Annotated in this window: 17 protein-coding genes and 1 tRNA gene; 7 read left to right on the top strand and 11 right to left on the bottom strand. The window is 63.7% G+C overall.

The genetic code is table 11. From position 1 onward, the window contains the following. Window positions 1–7: 7 nt before the first annotated feature. Both ISF28_RS28325 and ISF28_RS28320 read left to right on the top strand, forming a co-directional pair. On the top strand, window positions 8–2,170 hold the full coding sequence (locus ISF28_RS28325) for a glycoside hydrolase family 19 protein (protein ID WP_198120531.1): 2,163 nt from the start codon (window positions 8–10) through the stop codon (window positions 2,168–2,170). Continuing rightward, window positions 2,167–2,844, top strand: coding sequence for a hypothetical protein (locus tag ISF28_RS28320; protein WP_198120530.1), 678 nt, complete (start codon window positions 2,167–2,169; stop codon window positions 2,842–2,844). Before ISF28_RS28325 ends, ISF28_RS28320 begins: the two co-directional genes overlap by 4 nt. Window positions 2,845–2,922: 78 nt before the next feature. Here ISF28_RS28320 and ISF28_RS28315 read toward each other — a convergent pair whose 3' ends face one another. The 3 genes from ISF28_RS28315 to ISF28_RS28305 all read right to left on the bottom strand — a co-directional run bounded on the left by ISF28_RS28315 (window position 2,923) and on the right by ISF28_RS28305 (window position 6,128). After that, complete coding sequence (locus tag ISF28_RS28315; RefSeq protein ID WP_198120529.1) at window positions 2,923–3,678, bottom strand: HNH endonuclease; 756 nt, start codon at window positions 3,676–3,678, stop codon at window positions 2,923–2,925. Window positions 3,679–3,852: 174 nt separating this feature from the next. Then, window positions 3,853–4,944, bottom strand: coding sequence for a redox-regulated ATPase YchF (gene ychF, locus ISF28_RS28310; RefSeq protein WP_198120528.1), 1,092 nt, complete (start codon window positions 4,942–4,944; stop codon window positions 3,853–3,855). Between the two features lie 86 nt (window positions 4,945–5,030). Further along, window positions 5,031–6,128, bottom strand: coding sequence for a patatin-like phospholipase family protein (locus ISF28_RS28305; protein WP_198120527.1), 1,098 nt, complete (start codon window positions 6,126–6,128; stop codon window positions 5,031–5,033). A gap of 171 nt (window positions 6,129–6,299) precedes the next feature. Between ISF28_RS28305 and ISF28_RS28300 the strand changes: the two genes are divergently transcribed. From ISF28_RS28300 to ISF28_RS28290, 3 genes are all read left to right on the top strand, one after another. Beyond that, window positions 6,300–7,841 (top strand): DUF3857 domain-containing protein, encoded by a 1,542-nt coding sequence (locus ISF28_RS28300; RefSeq protein WP_198120526.1) that lies wholly within the window; start codon window positions 6,300–6,302, stop codon window positions 7,839–7,841. 215 nt (window positions 7,842–8,056) lie between these two features. After that, entirely contained in the window at window positions 8,057–8,266 is a 210-nt protein-coding gene (locus ISF28_RS28295) for a cold-shock protein (RefSeq protein WP_198120525.1), read from the top strand. A 169-nt stretch (window positions 8,267–8,435) separates the two neighbouring features. After that, a complete protein-coding gene (locus ISF28_RS28290) occupies window positions 8,436–9,866 on the top strand; it encodes an HD domain-containing phosphohydrolase (RefSeq protein ID WP_198120524.1) in 1,431 nt (476 codons plus the stop codon). Between the two features lie 72 nt (window positions 9,867–9,938). Here ISF28_RS28290 and pth read toward each other — a convergent pair whose 3' ends face one another. Both pth and ISF28_RS28280 read right to left on the bottom strand, forming a co-directional pair. Then, entirely contained in the window at window positions 9,939–10,523 is a 585-nt protein-coding gene (gene pth / locus ISF28_RS28285; RefSeq protein ID WP_198120523.1) for an aminoacyl-tRNA hydrolase, read from the bottom strand. An 86-nt stretch (window positions 10,524–10,609) separates the two neighbouring features. Then, window positions 10,610–11,389 carry an alpha/beta fold hydrolase gene (locus tag ISF28_RS28280; protein ID WP_198120522.1) on the bottom strand — a complete coding sequence of 260 codons (780 nt, stop codon included), beginning with the start codon at window positions 11,387–11,389 and terminating at the stop codon, window positions 10,610–10,612. A 143-nt stretch (window positions 11,390–11,532) separates the two neighbouring features. Here ISF28_RS28280 and ISF28_RS28275 point away from each other — a divergent pair, with 143 nt between their 5' ends. Further along, entirely contained in the window at window positions 11,533–12,957 is a 1,425-nt protein-coding gene (locus tag ISF28_RS28275; protein WP_198120521.1) for an HD domain-containing phosphohydrolase, read from the top strand. 87 nt (window positions 12,958–13,044) lie between these two features. Here the strand turns inward: ISF28_RS28275 and ISF28_RS28270 are convergent, their stop codons facing one another. The 6 genes from ISF28_RS28270 to ISF28_RS28245 form a co-directional block, all read right to left on the bottom strand. Next, window positions 13,045–13,632: a 50S ribosomal protein L25/general stress protein Ctc gene (locus ISF28_RS28270; RefSeq protein ID WP_198120520.1), complete on the bottom strand. Its 588-nt coding sequence runs from the start codon at window positions 13,630–13,632 to the stop codon at window positions 13,045–13,047. 312 nt (window positions 13,633–13,944) lie between these two features. Further along, window positions 13,945–14,895 carry a ribose-phosphate pyrophosphokinase gene (locus ISF28_RS28265; protein WP_056126570.1) on the bottom strand — a complete coding sequence of 317 codons (951 nt, stop codon included), beginning with the start codon at window positions 14,893–14,895 and terminating at the stop codon, window positions 13,945–13,947. Between the two features lie 161 nt (window positions 14,896–15,056). Then, window positions 15,057–15,133: transfer RNA gene (locus ISF28_RS28260), tRNA-Gln, on the bottom strand. 73 nt (window positions 15,134–15,206) lie between these two features. Continuing rightward, complete coding sequence (ispE, locus tag ISF28_RS28255) at window positions 15,207–16,106, bottom strand: 4-(cytidine 5'-diphospho)-2-C-methyl-D-erythritol kinase (protein WP_198120519.1); 900 nt, start codon at window positions 16,104–16,106, stop codon at window positions 15,207–15,209. A 1-nt stretch (window position 16,107) separates the two neighbouring features. Further along, window positions 16,108–16,716, bottom strand: coding sequence for an outer membrane lipoprotein LolB (locus ISF28_RS28250; protein WP_307727480.1), 609 nt, complete (start codon window positions 16,714–16,716; stop codon window positions 16,108–16,110). Between the two features lie 18 nt (window positions 16,717–16,734). Beyond that, window positions 16,735–18,528 carry a tetratricopeptide repeat protein gene (locus tag ISF28_RS28245; protein WP_198120517.1) on the bottom strand — a complete coding sequence of 598 codons (1,794 nt, stop codon included), beginning with the start codon at window positions 18,526–18,528 and terminating at the stop codon, window positions 16,735–16,737. 104 nt (window positions 18,529–18,632) lie between these two features. Here ISF28_RS28245 and mutM point away from each other — a divergent pair, with 104 nt between their 5' ends. Next, a complete protein-coding gene (mutM, locus tag ISF28_RS28240; RefSeq protein ID WP_198120516.1) occupies window positions 18,633–19,466 on the top strand; it encodes a bifunctional DNA-formamidopyrimidine glycosylase/DNA-(apurinic or apyrimidinic site) lyase in 834 nt (277 codons plus the stop codon). Window positions 19,467–19,482: the final 16 nt, after the last annotated feature.

Raw genomic sequence — 19,482 nt, 5'->3', positions numbered from 1 at the left:
AATCAAGATGATCATTACCTATCCCATCGATATTCCATATTCCAAGGGAAACCAGCAGCGGGTAATGCCCGATGCGATGTTCAACAATAGCGAAATTCTGAGCGGCCCCTACCCGATGGGCAAGAACCGCTTCTGGCACGGCGGCGTGCACGTGCATCCGAGCGACCGTACCACGCCGATCCGCGCGATCGCCGACGGCGAGGTGGTGGCCTACCGCTACGACGACGCTGACTCCACCGACGCCTATTTCGACAAGAATCCGTACTCCCGTAGCTTCGTCCTGCTCAAGCATGAAACTGAACTCGGCCAGACCACCCTCGGCAGCTCCAAGCTGACCTTTTACTCGCTCTACATGCACCTGCGCGCGTGGGGTGAGGTCAAGGGCAAGACCGGTGCGCAGGCGGTTAACTTCCTGCGAAAAACTGTAGCGGAACATACGCAGCTTGATGGAAATGGCCAGCCGATGCTGGGCAAGCACAAGCACGCCGCCGTGGTCAAATCCCATGCCGAATCCGTCGCCCCGACCGCCGATGGCACCTGCCGTTGCGACAACGGTTACCAGCGCGTGCGGCGCGGCGATATCCTGGGTTATTGCGGCACCATTCCTGACAATATGACCACGCCATCGCGTGGTATCCACTTCGAAATCTTCTTCGATGATTTAACGTTCCTCGACAATGCAGCGAAAACGGTGTGGGGCCGCTGCATCCTTACCAGCGAACTGCGCGTCTTGGAGGAGCTGCAGATCAAGGAGACGATCACCGTCGATCCCGCAAAGCCGCTGAGCGTGAGCAAGGAAGAGTCGGGGGACGGCTACAAAAAAGTCACCGTCGGTAAGCATTCCTATTGGGTGAGCGACGACCAGATCACCAGAATGGACATTGACGGACCGGCCCTCAAGAACAAGAAGCAGACAACCAAGCACAGCCAATATCATGCGAATGCCGAAGAATTGCACTGCTACAGGAATAACCCGAGCAAGAACCACAAGACCCTGGCCAAAGGTACATCGATCGTCCCTTGGGTGGATCCTTGGCTGAAAGCTGGCGAATTCCGTGAGGAGACAGTTGACGGTAAAAGCTGGGTGCAAGTGTATATGCCTGAGACCAACAGCTTGTATTGGGCCGAGAAATCCACACTTCATTACACCAGCGACGCCGACTGGCCGGATTTTTACAAGCTTGAAGAGCACGGCCTGTTCAGTAAAGACGGCTTTATTGACGACGACGGCATCCGGAAGCTGTACGACGATTACGAAAAAGACCGCGCTGACAAGAATCTTAGTGCGCTGGACACCGACCAGGCCAAGCTGCGGCACCTGATCACTTGCCACCCGACAGAGTGGAGCAAACAAGACATTGCGAAACGCTTCGCACGCGTCACACAAGAAGAATTTGGCGCCGCCAAACTGACAACTGAGCAGTTCACCAAGCTGACTACGCATATCGAGCGACTCTCGTTCTGGGAACAGGTGCCGGGCTTGCCCACCGCGACAATATTATGGCATGCGCATCCGATCAGGTTCATCGAGCACTTGGCGAAATGCATGTGGCTCTCGAAAAATGAATTGGAACTGATTTATCCCGAAAAGAGCGGCTCGGACGAAGAAATCAGTCATGGCACTCCGACCGAGGTGCGCGAAAAATACCGTGTTGATCTCAACAAGTGCTGCTACCGCTACGGGATCAACTCTCGACTGCGCCAAGCTCACGTCTTCGGTCAGGGTGCGGTGGAAAGCAGAAGCCTCAACGCTATGCTGGAAGGCGATTCAGGCACTCAGTACGAGAATAGCCACGTACTTGGCAACTGCCAGCCAGGCGATGGGCCTCGCTTTAAGGGACGCGGATTTAAACAACTGACAGGCCGATACAATTATGCAGAATATTGGTGCTTCAAAGGTTGGTTAAAAAAAGGCAAAGATTTCGATATCGGATGGGAGCGCGACTCTACCAAGCGTTACCCACCCGTGGAAAATCCTGAGAGATTAATTGGAAACAGTTTCAACAGTATCGATGCGGGCTGCTGGTACGTTACAGTGTTCCGACACAGCAGCGTAGCCGCAATGGATCTGGACGACATCCACGGAGTTACATTGGCCATCAATGGCGGGGAAAACGGTCTCAAAGAGCGAACGAAATTTACCAATCGGATGAAGAAGGTTTTATTATGAGAACGTTAGTTTTAACGGCGTGCTTAGCAATGTCATTGTGGTCCACACAGTCGAGAGCGGCGGCGTCGGCCAGCTACAAAGTCCGCGACAGCAAACCAATGAAAGATGCCTCGATTCAAATAGTGTCGTTTGAGGCTGTTGCCGGTTTGGACGAAAGCGCTATCAAGAAGATCAATTCAACCTTGATAGCCGCATCTGCCTCGTTCGGCAAGGAAGCCAAAAAATGCAGCGCTTATGCTGAAGGTCACCCATGGGGATACAAGTTAACTCTCGAAAAGGTGCTTCTCTCTGAAAAGTACCTAAGCGTTGTTTTTGCCAAGTCGACTGTATGCGCGGGATCGCCGGATATAGAAAAGGAAGCACGTGTATTTTCTATTCCAAGTGGCAACGTCGTCCCATCCAGAATCTTATTCCATCAAATCTTCCCGTCAGCGAAACTTGCCACTGGTGTATCGACGAACAAGGAACTAATTGATTTAGACGAGGAGATGGTCGAAAGTATGATTGGGGACAGCAAGGAACTACTAAGAAATTATGACAACCGGTGCGATTTTTACCTAAAAAACAGTTCGTATCGCGTTTGGATGGATGGGAAGAACCTGGTCCTATTTCCCGAATTCGTACAACCCGAATCTTTCTGCCAGAAAGAATATGTGATACAACCAGACGACTGAATTGTCTTTTCGATAAAAATTATCGTGATCGCAGCGTCGACCACGTTAAGGACGGAGGGCGGAAACTTACGTCTTCGTTTAAGAAGCGCGGTCAAATTTCTTATGTTCTCCGAACATTTTAGCGAGATAAATTGCTGTATTGGTGCCCCTTGGCGCAGAGAATACGTAACAATTAGAAACCGGAGGCTGGCTTCGCGGATCACCCGAAACCTCAACTCCATAGATGCTCATCCGCCAAAGTGAAAAACCCTTACCTTGAAAGCCAGCGTAAATAAATGTCCCGTCGCCAAGATTTCCGTGAACGGCAATTTGGCCAGCCTGGTCGAATACTGCGTCGAACATAGCCGCCATATTAGGCATCAAATAGGCTGCGGAAATAACGAAGTCCGCTAATGGAAGCGATAAATTCCAATGCTCGTAGCTAAGACCAATTGCAATCCAGCGATAAAGCGCAATCAATTTATCCGGGTTGAGCGGCAATATTGTTTCTTGTATCCAAGGTTCGCCGTTCACTGACCGAAGCCGCAGTCGTGATCGCAACGCCCGTCGCAACTCATCTGCAAGAGCAGAATTCTTCGCCAGCCGCCGGGGCACCTGTTCTGCGAGATTTGCGCTTGCGTCAAGATGGCGTCCGCCAAACGGAAGCACTGTCATCAAGTAATGTTCTAACTCAGATTTTTCCCCGTTGCATAATGCGCAGGCCGGGACTTGAGGTAGATTCCCTCGTTGGTTCTCCAAAAAAAAACCACGCGCGATCACGTGATCGGCAGTGGTCGATGAATTGGGAACCGCACAATATGCACATGTCTTGCCGCGGTATTTTTTGCTACTCATCTTGTACACCGTTTTCTGCACCATCAACCGGCCGACAGGACTGCTGAGCATGCGACATTAAATGCGATTACGGCCCTAACATAAAGCAATGCAGCAAAAATAAAATGCCCCGGATTAGCAAGAACCCAGGGCTTTCACTATCCATCGGAACCCGTTGGATCCCAACCAAGTGCTTTACACGTTGAACAGGAAGTTCAACACATCCCCATCCTTGACGACGTATTCCTTGCCTTCCGCCCGCATCTTGCCCGCTTCCTTGGCACCCGCCTCGCCCTTGTAGGTGATGAAGTCATCAAAGGAAATGGTCTGCGCACGAATGAAGCCACGCTCGAAGTCGGTGTGGATCACGCCCGCCGCCTGCGGCGCAGTGGCGCCGATCGGGACGGTCCAGGCGCGCACTTCCTTCACGCCCGCCGTGAAATAGGTTTGCAGGCCCAGCAGCTTGAAGGCGGCGCGGATCAAGCGGTCCAGGCCCGGTTCTTCCATGCCCAGGTCGGCCAGGAATTCCTGCTTGTCGGCGTCGTCCAGGTTGGCGATTTCCGATTCGATCGCGGCGGAAATCGCGACGATCGGCGCATTTTGCTTGTTGGCGAATTCGGTCAGCTGGTCCAGCAACGGATTGTCCTTGAAGCCGCTTTCCGACACGTTGGCCACGTACATGGCCGGCTTGGCCGTGATCAGGCACAGCGGCTTGATCAGTTCCAGCTGGTCGGCGTCCAGGCCCAGCGTGCGCACGGGCTGGCCTTCGTTCAGGTGCGGCAGCAGCTTTTCGATGATCGCGCACACTTTGATCGCATCCTTGTCGCCGGCACGCGCCTTCTTCTGCTCGCGGTGCAGGACTTTCTCGGCGGTGCTCATGTCGGCCAGCGCCAGCTCGGTCTGGATGACTTCGATGTCGTCGATCGGGCTGACCTTGCCGGCCACGTGGACGACGTTCGGGTCTTCGAAGCAGCGCACGACGTTGACGATGGCGTCCGTCTCGCGGATGTGCGACAGGAACTGGTTGCCCAGGCCCTCGCCCTTCGACGCGCCGGCCACGAGGCCAGCGATGTCGACGAACTCGACGATGGCTTTGACGACGCGCTCCGGCTTGACGATGGTGGACAGCTGGTCGATGCGCGGATCCGGCACCTCGACGACGCCGACGTTCGGCTCGATGGTGCAGAACGGGTAGTTTTCAGCCGGGATGCCGGCCTTGGTCAGGGCATTGAACAGGGTGGACTTGCCGACGTTGGGCAGGCCGACGATGCCGCATTTGAGACTCATGGGAAGCTTTCTGGGTCGAATTGACGAAACCCCGTATTGTACCTCCGCTTGCCTGCAAATACCGCAAACTGCCCCCTTTCCGTCGCTTAAAGCGGACGAATCATCCCGATCTCCGGCCTGGCGACGAACGCCGCGAATTCGTCGCGCAGCCGCGCCCCCTCGTCCATCGCATGGCGCCAGGCGCGGATGCGGGCGTCGTGGTCGAGGCCGTAAAACTTGAAATCGCTGCGGTCGATGAGTTTTCCGCGCGGCATCTTGGCGAGGAATGCATGGCTCGGCGCCACGATCAGCACGTTGTCGAGCCATCCGCGGTTCGGTCCGCGCGCGGCGCGGCGCCAGGGCAGCGCCTTGTCCAGCCAGCCCGGCACGATGTGCTCCGAGAAATGGGGATACAGCACGATGTCGCCGGGCGCCTGCTCCGCCAGGCGCGCGTACGGCAGCGCCAGGTTGTAGTCGACGATGCCGCCGTCCCAGTAGTGGCCGGGCGGCGCGCCGGCGATGTCGCGGACCGGTTTCATCAGCATGGGCAAGGTGCCCGAGGCGAGCAGGCCGGACGTCAGATTGGCCGGCGTCAGCGCGGAGAAATGGGTGACGAAGTTGTCGAAGCGGTCGCCCAGCCAGGGCGCGTGCGCGCGGCTGTCGCCGAGCACGACGCGGTCCAGCAGATGCGCCAGCCTGTCGCGCGACAACAGGTTGTGCAGGGCCGCCGCCGCGAATCCGCGCATCTCGGCGTGACGATGGCCGGGCGCGGCCAGGGCGCGCTTGCCGCGCACCGTCAGCACGTGCAGGCGGTAGTGCGGGTGGTTGACGATGTCGTCCTCGTGGCCGCGCACGAATTCGTTCAGCAGATGTTGCACGACCTCGTCGATCTGGTCCTGCGAAGGCTTGGTCGACGTGTAGCGCTGGCCGCTGTAGAGCTCGCCCAGGCGCGCGAAGGCCGTCACGGGATCGCGCTGGCAGGCGGCCGCCATGCGCCAGGCGCCGATCGACGCGCCGATCAGGATGCGCTCGCGCGGCGCGCGCGGGAACCAGGTGCCGAACACCCACTGGTCGAGGGCGCGGAACACGAGTCCCTTGGGACCGCCGGCCGCGGCGGGCACGACGGCGACGTCCTCCGCGCGCAAGCCATGCGTGCGGATCCGGGCCAGCGCCAGCGGCCCGGCATGGAAGGTCAGTGCGCTCATCCCGGCATTATCGCAGGATGAGCGCGCTCACGCGGCGGCCAGGCCTCTTTCGCGGCGAACATGTCGGCACGGATTTTCAAGGTCGAGCCCGATTGATGCGGCGCAAATATCAGGGTCAAGGCGTTCGTAACATGGTCCGGTCGCCGTCCCGCCGGCGAGTCCGGAGCCGCCATGCCGCTACGATCTTGCGCCGTGTTAATGCTGATGTTCTGCCTCGCCTGGGGCCGCGCGGCCGCGCGCGACGCGGGCGCCGGTCCGTCCCTCGTCGTCGCGCACCACGTGCGGCATGTCGTGGTGGAGCCCGACGGCACGTACCTTCTCACGGTGGACGACGAGCGCACCCTGGTCGGCCCGCGCCGCGCGCGCGACGACGCCAGGTTCACCCTCCGCGCCAGCAGGACGCTGGACGCGATCGTGTCCGTGCAGGCGTACACGCAAAAGCCGGACGGACGGCGCGTGCCCGTGCTCCCAGGCAGCATCCAAAGCCACGACGACGACGCGGCACGCGCAACGACCATCGCGTTTCCCGGTGCGGCACGGGGCGACCGGCTGATCGTGCACTACGTCGTGCGGCGCCACACGCCGCGTTTGCCCGGCCAGTTCGACGACGTGGCGGTCATGCCGCCGCTCGTCCATCGGGACACCACGCTGATATACGACATGCCGCCGTCGATGCCGCTGCATGCGGACGCCGTCGGCTTCGTGCCCGTGCCGGGCGACTGTCCGCCGGGCCGGCGGCGTTACCGCTGGCGCTACGTGGACGGGCCGAACGCGCGGCCCGAGGCCGATGCGGTCAGCGTTCTCGACTATGGCCGGCGCCTGGTCGTCTCGACCTTGCCCGATTACCCGGCCCTCGCCGCCGCCTGGCGCACCGCCGCGGCCGGCAAGGCGCCGCCCTCCCCGGCCGATGCGCCCCTGGCGCGCCGGTTGACGGCCGGACTGCCCGACACGAGTTCCCGCGTGCTGGCGCTGGCCGATTGGGTCCGGCACCACGTCCCGCGCGGCGACGGCGAGGACGGCGCCGCACGGCTGGACGCGCTGCTGGCCGCCATCGGCATCGCCGGCACGCCCGCCCTCGTCAACGGCGGCAATGCGTACAAGCTGCCGGACGCGCCGGCACTGGGCGTGCTCGACCACATGATCGAGTACGTGCCGGACCTCGACCTGTTCGTCGACCCGGCGGCGGCGACCGTCAATGCCGGCGACCTGCCGCCCTCCCTGCTGGGCAAGCCCGTGCTGTTGCTGAAGCGCGGCACGTTCGCGATGACGCCCGTGCTGCAGCCGCAGCAGACCCGCGTGACGGCGACGATAGCCGTCGGTCACCCGCAGGCGAACGGATCGGTGGCGACGACCTGGCACGCCCGGAGCGCCGTGGATGCTGCCGTGGACAAGCTGACGCGGGAACGCGCACGCCGGCTGGACTTCGTCTGCGCGGCCGTCGACGCCGAAGACGAGACCCGCTTGCGCCTGCCGCAAGGCATGCGTGTCGCGGCGCTGCCCGGGCCCGCAAGCGTCGTCTCCGGCGGCCTGTTTTATCGCGCGAGCTATTCACTCGAGAACGATGCCCTGCTGGTCAGGCGCCGCCTGACGTTCCGCCACGGCCGCGCGACCTGCACGCCGGCCGACGCCGTCGCCATGCGGCCGGCACTGGAGCGCATCCGGCGCGACCTGCGCAGCCGCGTCGCCGTCGCGGGCAGCGGATCGCTGCCATGATGCTTCCGAAGCGGGAAAAATAAATCCGAAATGCTTAGGGGATTCGGCGTAATGCCTGTATATTTCATCGGGCACCACGTCAAGTCGTCGTTATTGTTGGTTTCTTTCCCGTCTCGCCCGTCCGGGCATTCCTGTTTGATACCCCTCGGTCACATCTCTCTTGGTCGCGATGCGCATCGGGCATTCCGCTCTCAACGTTTATTACAGGTATCTACATGTCTACTCAAACCGGCACCGTGAAATGGTTCAACGACTCCAAGGGCTTCGGCTTCATCGCGCCTGACGCGGGTGGCGACGATCTGTTCGCGCACTTCAACGACATCCAGTCGGAAGGCTTCAAGAGCCTCGCCGAAAACCAGCGCGTCTCGTTCGAGCGCGCGTCCAGCCCGAAGGGCGACAAGGCAAGCAATATCCGCGCGATCTGACCGTTCGCGCGGCGGGAGGCACCACGCAGATAGCGTGGGCGTCCCGGCCTGCACCAACGCAGCATCGACGAGCCCGCGCAAGCGGGCTTTTTTGCGTCCGGCGCCTTGATTGCGCACACGACAGTTCGCGCGCCTTGTCCACCAGGGAAATGGTCGTTACATTAGTGCCATGCAACCCGATGAAACCATTACCGTCGAGGACGCCGTGCAGGTGCTGGCCATGGTCGGCGACTTGTCCATGGGCCTGCCGCCGGATCACTCGATCCGCACGGCCCGCCTCGCCGCCCGGCTGGCGGAGGAAAACGGCGACGGTGCGGATGCATGCACGAGCACGCGCCTGGTGGCGCTGCTGCGCTGGTCGGGCAGCACGGCGACAGCGGCCGGGTTCGCGCACCTGCTGGGCGACGACGTCCTCGGCCGCCACGCGATGGTCACGCGCACCTTGTCCGGCCACGGCGCCCTCACGTTCGCCAACGTGCTGCCGCTGGCGCAGATGCAGTGCGAGGTGGCGGGCGACATCGCCGTCCTGCTCGGGTTGCCGGGCGACGTCGAGAACAGCCTGCGCCACCTGTTCGGCAGCCATCATCGGGGCGACATGCAGGACGTGCTGTTCGCTCCCAACATCCCGCGCGCCGTGTTCTACGTGCGGCTGGCCGGCGACCTGGAAGTGCTGGCGCCCGCGCACGGCACGGCCGGCGCACTGCGCCTGATCGGCGAGCGGGCCGGCGTCAAGTATCCGGTCACGCTGCTGCAGCGCCTGTCGCCGCACGCGCAGGACTGGCTCGACATGCTCGAGGAACCCTCGTGCGCGGCCGATTATCCCGGCCACGACCGGCGGGTGCCGCTGTCCATCGTGGCCGACGTCATCGAATTGAAACTGCCATGGCTGACGGGTTATTCGCGCCGCGTCGCGGCACTGGCGCGGCGCAGCGCGGCGCTGGCCGGCATGCTGGCGCTGGAAGAAAGCCCGCTCGTGCGCGCGGCGCTGCTGCACGGCATCGGCAGGGTGGCGGTGCCGAACGTCGTGTGGGAACGCCCCGGCAAGCTCGACGCGGCCGACTGGGACCAGGTGCGCAAGGTGCCCTTCTGGACGGCGCGCGCGGGCACGCAAATTCCCGCGATCCAGGGCGAAGCGACGCTCGCGTCGTACGTCTACGAGCGGCTGGACGGCAGCGGTTATTTTCGCAAGGCGCGCGGCAACGCCGTGGGCATGCAGGAACGCCTGCTCGGCGCGGCCGCCGCGTTCGTGGCGCTGTGTTCGCCGCGTCCGTGGCGCCCGGCGCATGGCGAAGCGGCCGCGTCCACGTTGATGACGGCGCAGGCGGCGGCCGGACGCTTCGACCGGCATGCCGTCGAGGCCGTTCTCGCCGCCGCGCGCGCCGGACGGGCGACGCCGCCCGTGCGCGACCGGCTGCTGTCCGAACGCGAACTCGAAGTGCTGCGCCACATCAGCCACGGAGAAACGAGCCGCGACGCGGCCCGCGCCCTGCGCATCAGTCCGGCGAGCGTGCGCATGCACGTCGACAATATCTTCCAAAAGCTGGAAGCGGCGTCACGTCCCGCCGCCACGTTGAAGGCGCTGGCGCGCGGGCTCATCTAGGTCCGGCTCAGCCGGGTAGGGTGGGCACGCCGTGCCCACGCGAACGCCCGCATGACGCAACACGTCTCGACGTCAATCTGTATGCAGCTGCATCGTCGCCGCACTCATCTTGCCCTCGCACACCATCGGGATGATGCGCAGGCTCTTGTCGATGGCCTCTTCGATCAGCGTCTGCTCTTCGCGGCGCGGACGATGCAGCACGAAGTCGGCCACGGCCTGCTGCAGGTTCAGCGTGCGCGGATGGCCGATGCCGAGGCGCAGGCGCCAATAGTCCTGCGTGCCGAGGGCGGCCGTGATGTCCTTGAGGCCGTTGTGCCCGCCCGAGGAGCCGCCGCGCTTGAGCTTGGCGGCGCCGGGCGGCAGGTCGAGTTCGTCGTGCACGACGAGGATCTCTTCCGGGCCGATCTTGAAGAAGCGCGCCAGCCCGCCCACCGACTGGCCCGAGCGGTTCATGAAGGTCAGCGGCTCGAGCAGCCAGACGTCCTTGCCGGAGATCGATGTCTTGGCGACCAACGCGTTGAAGCGCGACTCGCGCTGCAGATGGCAGCCGGGCAAGGAATTGGCGAGGTTGTCGACCAGCCAGAAGCCGGCGTTGTGACGGGTTTGTTCATATTCCGGGCCGGGGTTGCCGAGGCCGACGATCAGGCGGATGTGCATAAAACGTAAGAATCGTGCGTAAATCTCGATTATCGCGTAAAACCGCGGCCGCGCCTGTCCGATCACAGCCGCGGCCGCGCCGCCGCTTATTTGCTGGCCGCCACCGCCTCCAGGATCACCCTGGCAACGTCGGCCGGACGCGATTGCTGCGGCACGTGGCTGGTCGGCAGCTCCGTCGTCTTCGCGCCCATGGCCTTGGCGAAACGGCGCTCCAGCTCGGGCTGGATCATGCGGTCGTTCTTGCTGACAATGTACCAGCTCGGGTGCTTCTTCCACGCGGCGACCGTCGTCTTGTCGCCGAACGCTTTCACGGCGATGGGGCCTTGCGTGGCGGCCATCACGGCGGCGTGCTCGGCGGGGACATCCTGAGCGAAATTCTCTTGCAACGCGGCCGGCGACAGGCTGGCGAAGCCGAACTTGTCGACCGTCAGCTTGGTGATGCCCGGCGCGGGCGGCAAGTCCTTGCCGAGGTCGGCGGTGGCCTGGCCGGCCTCCGGCGCGAAGGCGGCAACGTAGACGAGGCTGGCCACCTTGTCGCCGGCGCCCGCTTCCGTGATCACCGTGCCGCCCCAGGAGTGGCCGACGAGCACGACCTTACCCGGCTGGTCGTCGATCGCGCGCTTCGTCGCGGCGACGTCGTCGGCCAGCGACGTCAGGCTGTTCTGCACGGCCGTGACCTTGACGCCCTTGGCCTGCAGCAGCGGGATCACCTTGGCCCAGTCGGACCCGTCGGCGAAGGCGCCATGGACGATGACGACGGACGGCTGCCCGGCCGCGGTGGCGGCGTGCGCGGCGCCGGCACCGGTGGCGGCGATGGCGGCAGCGGCGGCCAGGTTGCGCAGGGTGGTGGAAATCGATGCTTTCATGATGGCTCCTCGTGGTTCGTTGTCGATGGAAGCCAGTGTAGGGAAGCCAGCCCGGCCGCGGTATCGGTCGATCGACCGACCCCGGCGCCTGTCGAAAGACCGGGCGGCTTGCCGCCACGCGCCATCGTCGCTACAGTAACTGAATGCAAATCGACAACACCGTCACCGTCGAAGAGGCCGTCCAGGCCGTGGCCCTCGTCGGCGACCTCTCCATGGGCCAGCCGACCGACGGCTCGATCCGCGCCGCGCGCCTGGCCGCGCGCCTCGCCGAGGCGGACGGTGCCGGGCCGGACGGCCGCTGCCACGCGCGTCTCGTGTCGCTGCTGCGCTGGTCCGGCTGCACGGCCAATGCGTCCGGCTTCGCCACGCTGCTGGGCGACGACGTCGGCGGGCGCGACGCCATGCTCACGCACACGCTGCCGGCCAACCACCCGCTCACGGTCACGAGCGTGACGCCGCTGGCGCGCATCCATTGCGAGGTGTCGGGCGATATTGCCGGCTTGCTGGGGCTGCCGGCCGAGGTCGAGGCCGGCTTGCGCCACGTCTGGGAACATTACGATGGCAATGGCTTGCCGGAACGGCTGCGCGGACCGGCCATTCCGACCGTCGTCTTTTACGCGAGCCTGGCCGGCGACCTGGAGATTCTCGCGCGCACGCACGGCCTGGACGAGGCATTGCGCATGATCGCGGCGATGGCCGACCGCAAGTATCCGGCGCCGCTCGTGCGCACCCTCACCGATCACGCGCAAGCCTGGCTGGACGCGCTGGACACGCCGGCGCCCGCCGCCGACGATCCCCTGCTCGCGCGGCGCGTGCCGCTTGCCATCGTGGCCGACATGGTCGAGCTGAAACTGCCGTGGCTGACGGGTTATTCGCGCAAGGTGGCCGAGTTGGCGGAAGCGGCCGCGGCGCATGCCGGCCTGCCCGCGGCCCAGCAGCGCAGCCTGGCGCGCGCCGCCCTCATCCACGGCATCGGCCGCGCGGCGGTGTCGAACACGGTGTGGGAGCGCGACGGCAAGCTCAGCGCCGCCGACTGGGAAAAGGTCCGGCTCGTGCCGTACTGGACCGCGCGCGCCGGGGTCCAGATCCCGTCGCTGCGTCTTGATGCCGCGCTGGCGTCGCACGCATACGAACGACTGGACGGCAGCGGCTACTTCCGCAACCTGGATGCCGACGCGCTCGGCCTGCCGCACCGCCTGCTGGCGGCCGCGTGCGCCTACGTGGCGCTGTGCATGCCGCGTCCGTGGCGTCCCGGCCATCGCGCGGACGACGCCGCGCGCGTGCTGGCCGAACAAGGGGACGCCTTCGACGGCCACGCCGTGCGCTGCGTGATCACCGCGGCGGGCGGTCCCGCCCCGGCGAGCGCGCCACGCAAGAGCCTGCTATCCGAACGCGAGATCGAAGTCCTGCGCCGCATCAGCCTGGGCGAAAGCAATAAGGAAGCGGCGCGTGTCATGCAGATCAGCCCGTCGACCGTGCGCACGCACGTGGAAAGCATCTTCCGCAAGCTGGCGTGCTCGTCGCGGGCCGCGGCCACGCTCAAGGCCTTGACGCTGGGCCTCATCTGAGCGACCCGGGCAACAAAAAACCCGCCGGACTCGCGTCGCGACGGGTTTGATGTGGACCGCCGGACGAGCCGGCGGCCAGCGCAGGAATTACTCTGCAGCGGGTTCGGCCGAAGCGGCGCCGCGCGGGATCGACGACGTGGCGACGGTCTGGTCCTGGCCGTGGGCGACGACGGTCACGCCTTCCGGCAGGTTCAGCTGCGACACGTGGATCGACTGGCCGGCTTCCAGCGTCGACAGGTCGACGGTGATGAACTCCGGCAGTTGTTCCGGCAGGCAGGACACTTCCAGTTCGTTCAGCACGTGCGACACGATGGCGCCGCTCAGCTTGACTGCCGGCGAGATCTCGGCGTTGATGAAGTGCAGGGTGACCTTGGTGTGGACCGGCTGCGATGCGTCGACGCGCTGGAAGTCAGCGTGCAGGACCATTTGCTTGTATGCGTGCATCTGGAAGTCACGCAGCAGGACTTTCTGCGTCTTGCCGTCCAGTTCCAGATCCAGGATCGAGCCGTGGAAAGCTTCTTTCTTGAGCGCGTGGAACAACGCGTTGCCATCCAGGGCGATCAGTTCCGGGGCGGCGGCGCCACCGTAGATGATGCCCGGGGTCTGGCCAGCGTTGCGCAGGCGGCGGCTCGCTCCGGTCCCCTGCTGAGTGCGGGCAAATGCGACTACTTTCATGGTGTAACTCCAAAATATGGGCCCGAATGCCGGCACTTGCCGGCCCGATTGCCCGGGTTGTGACGTCCCCGCGACCAGGGACATCGATAAAAGAGCGCGCTCGCGCACGCTCAAGAAATTCTGTAAAACTTTGATACGCCAACGGCGCGCCGGCATTGTTGCCTTGCGCGCCGTATCGGCTTTTCACACTGTTGGTGGGCTCGGGGAGCCCATCCTACGGCCGGAACGATCGTTACCGCAAAAAATGTCGTAGGGTGGGCATTTGGGGCCGAGGGCCCCAAATGAAACGTGCCCACCTTGCATACCGCGAAATTAATCGACGAACAGCGAAATGACCGAATCGCCCTTGACGATACGCTTGAACGTCTCGGCCAGCAGCGGTGCGCAAGTCAGTTGACGGATCTTGCCGCAAGCCTGTGCAGCCGGGCTCAGCGGGATCGTGTCGGTAACGACCAGCTCATCCAGCGGCGAGTTCGCGATGCGCTCGATCGCCGGGCCGGACAGCACCGGGTGCGTGCAGTACGCGACGACCTTCTTCGCGCCGCGCTCTTTCAGCACTTCGGCGGCCTTGGTCAGCGTGCCGGCCGTGTCGACCATGTCGTCCATGATCACGCAGTTGCGGCCTTCGACTTCGCCGATGATGTTCATGACTTCCGACACGTTCGCCTTCGGACGGCGCTTGTCGATGATCGCCAGGTCGCAGCCGAGGCGCTTGGCCAGCGCGCGGGCGCGCACGACGCCGCCCACGTCCGGCGACACGACGAGCAGGTCGTCGTAGTTGCGCTTCTGCAGGTCACCCAGCAGCAGCGGCGACGCGTAGATGTTGTCGACCGGGATGTCGAAGAAGCCCTGGATCTGGTCGGCGTGCAAGTCCATGATCAGGACGCGCTCGACGCCCGCTTCCTGCAGCATGTTGGCGACGACTTTCGCCGAGATCGCGACGCGCGCGGAGCGCGGACGGCGGTCCTGACGGGCATAGCCGAAGTACGGAATCGCCGCGGTGATGCGGCCTGCCGATGCGCGCTTGAGAGCGTCGACCATCAGCATGATTTCCATCAGGCTGTCGTTGGTGGGGGCGCAGGTCGATTGCAGAACGAAGACGTCCTTGCCACGAACGTTCTCGTTGATTTCGACCATGACTTCGCCGTCGGAGAACTTCGAGACCACGGCTTTGCCGAGAGGAATGCCGAGGTTTTTTGCGACCCCTTCTGCTAGCGCCGGATTGGCATTGCCGGTAAAAACCATCAGGTTTTCGTAAGCCATGGGAGTCCCAGAGATGTAAGAGCGTTGAAAGAACTTGAATAGGAGCTAATCGTCGGGGGATTAACGCCGAATTACAAAAAAAAATGAGCCGCTCATTGGCGGCTCCATTTTTTATCTGCCTGCTGGAGCACTCGTCATCGTCAGCTCAGGCAAAGAAACTTTGGCAGGGGAACAAGGATTCGAACCTTGGAATGCCGGAATCAAAATCCGGTGCCTTAACCAACTTGGCGATTCCCCTACACTGAAACTTACAGCTCGTCGCTGCACTCGATTATTATATCGTCAAATGCGTCGACAGGCAAAATTTTATTCTACAACTCCTTGATTTGCAAGAGCGATTTCATCGGATGTCGCTGCAACGCCTTGGCTTTCCACGCTCTCCACCTGGCCGGCACCAGCTTCAGTACCCGCTCAGCTTCCTGCTCCGTGGAAAATGCGCAAAACACGCACGAACCGGAACCAGTCATCCTGGCCGCTCCATGACCACCCAACCATTCGATCGCCTCGGCTACCGGCGGGAACAGGCGGGCTGCCACGTCCTGCAAATCATTTTTCCCGAAGCCAATCAAGTCGTTCGACTCGACATGTCGTCTGGAAAAGTCCGATATTGTGATGGCTTTCGTGTCTCTTGTCAAATCCGGGGCGGTAAAAATTGCAACGGTGGGAACGGAGACGCCCGGCTCGATGACGACGTACCAGCAATCCGGCCCCGGCACGGCCTGCAAGGCTTCGCCGACGCCTTCCGCGAATGCCGTCTCGCCGAACAGGAAAAACGGGATGTCGGCCCCCAGCGGCAGGCCCAGCCCGATCAATTCCGCATCCGTCAGCCCGGCCTGCCACAGGAAGTTGGCCGCCATGAGCGCCGTGGCCGCATCCGACGAGCCGCCGCCCAGGCCGCCGCCCATCGGCAAGCGTTTTTCGACGGCGACGGCGATGCCCGGCGGCGGACGGCCGTGGCGGCGTAGATATTCCGTCTGCAGCGCGCGCAGGGCGCGCACGATCAAATCCTGCTCTTCGGGCACGCCGGGCACGTCCGTCGTGCGGACGATGCGGTCGTCGTCGCGCAGGTCGAAGTGCAAGGTGTCGCCGCGGTCGATCAATTGAAAGACCGATTGCAGCAAGTGGTAGCCGTCCGGCCGGCGGCCGACCACGTGCAGGAACAGGTTCAGCTTGGCCGGCGCCGGGCAGTCGTGCAGGGATGTCGCGACCATGTCACGCCACCGGATCGATGACGATGCGGATCGTCAGCGCATCGCCGACGGCGGTCGTGCTGCGCTCGGCATCGATGCGGCGCGGCATCGGGTTGCCGTTCGGGCCGTTCTGCCATTCCACGAAACGCAGGCGCCAGCCATCGTTCGTGACGACGCTGTCGTGCGCGGGCGACGCGATAAAACGCTTGCCGCTTGCGTCGACGGCATAGCCCTGCAGCCAGTCGCGCAGGCCGCTCACGGGCAAGGTCCAGCCGAGCGCTTTCGCCGTCAGCGTGTCGATATCCTTTTCCACGCGCGGCGCGCGGCCGGACTGGGTGAGCGTCGCGGTCTCGGGCGTTACCGTGATCTCGGCCACGGTCTGGCCCAGCGGCGAAAACAGCGACACGTCGATGCGGCCCGGGCGCTGCATCCAAGTAAAACTGCCGTTGATCGATTGCGGCTGGCCATCTTTCTGGTAATTCGCGGCCAGCCGGCCGTTCAGGTCGATGGTGTCGCGGTAGGCGCCCACCTGCGCGGTCGGCTTGGCAAGGGGGACGTTGGCGGTGGTGGCGCAACCGGCCAGGGCAGCCGCGCACGCGGCCGCGGAAACGAGACGAATCAATGGGGGCATCGGCATGAAGGCGTTTATTTACAGGGTCTCGTGAAGACGCGCGAGGGTGCTCTTGAGCGTGTCGTTCTTGGGATCCTTGGCCTGGGCTTCGCGCCACAGCTTGCGGGCATCGTCCTTCTGGCCCTTCTTCCACAGCACCTCGCCCAGGTGCACGGCGATTTCCGGGTCGTTGCGCGCCGCATAGGCCTGGCGCAGATGGGCCTCGGCCGCGTCCAGCTTACCCATGCGATATTGCACCCAGCCCATGCTGTCCAGGATGAACGGGTCGTTCGGCGCCATTTTGAGGGCCTTGGCGATCAGTCGATACGCTTCCTTGAGGCGCACCTTGCGGTCGGCCAGCGAATAACCGAGCGCGTTATAGGCCTGCATATTGTCCGGCGACTTGGCGATCACTTTACGCAGCGATTTTTCCATGACGGCCGTCTTGCCCATCTTTTCGGCCATTAGGGCGTAGTCGTACAGGAAATCCATATTGTCCGGGAAGCGCTTGACGCCCTGCGCCATCAGCTTGAACGCTTCCTTGGGCTTGCCCGCGTCGCGCAGGATTTGCGCGTCGACAAGCACGATCTGCGCCTGCTCCGTCTTGTCGTCCGTTTTGAGGGTACTCAGCAGCTTGCGCGCGCCGGCGACGTCGCCCTGCTTCGCGGTCAGCTGGGCACGGCGCAGTTCGGCGCCGAACTGGATCTTCGGGTCTTCGCTGTCGAGCCGGTCGAGCCAGTCGGCCGCGGCCTTGTAATCGCCCCGCTCCTCGGCCAGCTGCGACAGGATCATCACGGCCTTGGACGGGTCGTGCTCGTCTTCCGGCGCCTTGTCCATCAGGTCGACGAAGCGGGAGAAATATTTTTCCGCGGCCGGTCGGTCGTTCATCTGCATCGACAGGATGCCGAGCGCGTACAAGGTGCCGGGGTTGTCCGGCTTGGCCTTGTCCAGCACGAGGAACTCCTGGCGCGCAGCCTCGTACTGTTTTTCGTTGACGAGCAGGCGCGCATAGGCCGCACGGACGTCGCGCGCGTCCGGGTGGGCGGCGAGGAAATCCTTCAGCACCTTGATCGCGCCGCCCTCGTCCTCGCTGACCTGGGCCACCGTCAGGACGGCGATCTCGGAATCGGGCTTGATCTGCAGGGCCGCCTGGGCCTCGCGGCGCGCGGCTGCCTTGTCGTTGCGCGCCAGCGCCGCCTGGGCCAGCACGACGTGCGTTTCCATCAGGTTGCCGTACGGCGCGACGAGGCGCTCGAGCATGGCGATACCCGCGTCCTTGTCCTTCGCACGCAGCAGCAATTGCTGCATCTGGAACATCACGAGACCGCGGGCGGCCGGCGTCGCGTCCGCCAGACGCTGTTTCAAGATGGGTTCGGCCTCGCCGAGGTTGTCGGACAGGATGATCAACCCCAGATAGTACTGGCTGGCCTCTTCGGAGTCCGGCGCGTACTGGCGCCACAGTTTCACGGCGGCGAGGGCGTCGTCGGCCTGCTTGGCGGACAGCGCCATCTCGGCGGCGCGCTTGGCCAGGCGCGGGTCCTTCGTCTGCTCGGCCAGGCTCATCATCGTCAGGTACGGCCCTTGCCAGTCGCCCTTCTTGTACGCCATTTCGGCCTGCATCAACTGGGCCATCATGGCCGGGGTCATCTTGACGTTGGGGGCGTTTTCCTTGCTTTGATCGTCCTCGTTCGTCTTGGCGGCATCCGGATGGTCGCGGGCCTCGGCGGCGGCGAGCGGCTGGTCGGACAGATCCCGGACCGGCTGCTGCTTGGGCGCCACAGCGCAGGCCGACAGCAGTGCGGAGAGGGTTACAATGGTGAAAGCGTTTTTCAAGGCAAGTCCCACGTCGTCAAGGTTGTCCGATTTTACGCCATGCACCCGTACCGCGTGCGCGGCTGCAACACGAATTTACATTCCACTCACGTTGTTAGTCATACATGCCCGAATTGCCGGAAGTTGAGGTAACGCGACGCGGCGTCGCGCCGCACCTGGAAGATCGTGTCGTCGACGACGTCGTGCTGCGCCGCGACGGCCTGCGCTGGCCGTTTCCGCCGAATCTGCGCGCGTTGCTCGCCGGCCGCCGCATCCTCGGCACGGGCCGGCGCGGCAAATACCTGCTGCTGACGTTCGAGCACGGCACGCTGATCATCCACCTGGGCATGTCCGGCCATCTGCGCGTGCTGCCGGAAGGCGTCGAGCTGAAAAAGCACGACCACTTCGACCTCGTCGTGCGCGGCCCGGAGGGCCGGCGCGTGCTGCGGCTGCACGATCCGCGCCGCTTCGGCGCCGTCCTCTGGCACGGCCACGACGACGGTGAGCTGGCGCAGCACGTGCTGCTGCGCGGCCTGGGCGTCGAACCGCTCGAAGACGCGTTCTCCGGCGCCCTGCTCCACCGGGCCACGCGCAACCGCAGCGCACCGGTCAAGCAGGTGCTGCTGGCCGGCGACATCGTCGTCGGCGTCGGCAATATCTACGCCTGCGAGAGCCTGTTCCGCGCCGGCATCAATCCGAAGACGGCGGCCGGCAAGATCAGCCGGGCCCGCTACGACAAGCTGGCCGAAGCCATCCGCGACGTCCTGGCCGCCGCCATCGTGCAGGGCGGCAGTACCTTGCGTGACTTTATTGCCGTAAACGGCCAATCGGGCTATTTCCAGCAGACATATTTCGTCTATGATCGTGCAGGAGTGCCTTGCCGCAACTGTGGCACCCCGGTCCGCCAGATCAAGCAAGGCCAGCGGTCCACGTTCTATTGCGCGGTCTGCCAACGGTAAGGTGAGAGACGAGGCG

The organism is Massilia rhizosphaerae (assembly GCF_016093545.1).
Lineage (GTDB): Bacteria > Pseudomonadota > Gammaproteobacteria > Burkholderiales > Burkholderiaceae_D > Telluria > Telluria rhizosphaerae.
Note: the sequence above shows the minus strand (reverse complement) of the source record. Positions and strands in the feature narration are given on the sequence as shown.